Below are 323 nucleotides of genomic sequence, written 5' to 3' on the forward strand. Positions count from 1 at the left end.
TGCTTTAAAGTCTGAAATCCCTGTTGTCACAGGATACATTACTGAATATCAAGCGGATGCTAAATATGTATTTAATAGTGAGTTGTCATCATACGTTCGTAAATCTGACGTTCCCACAATTGATCACTTGGAAACAAAAGAACACGCTGAAACAACATATTTGAAGAAATCAGAATATGTTGCACCATCTGGTGAAGTTATCCAAGGTCCTAAAGGTGATACTGGTGAGCAAGGACCAATTGGACCACAAGGTCCTAAAGGTGATACTGGTGAGCAAGGACCAATTGGACCACAAGGTCCTAAAGGTGATACTGGTGAGCAAG

At 40.6% G+C, this 323-nt stretch carries 1 pseudogene; it reads left to right on the forward strand.

What is annotated here, in order from left to right:
• Positions 1 to 323, forward strand: a pseudogene (locus A3714_RS18270) (collagen-like protein); the annotation flags it as partial.

Origin of the sequence: Alcanivorax sp. HI0007 (genome assembly GCF_001635525.1) — a bacterium.
Classification (GTDB): Bacteria; Pseudomonadota; Gammaproteobacteria; order Pseudomonadales; family Alcanivoracaceae; genus Alcanivorax.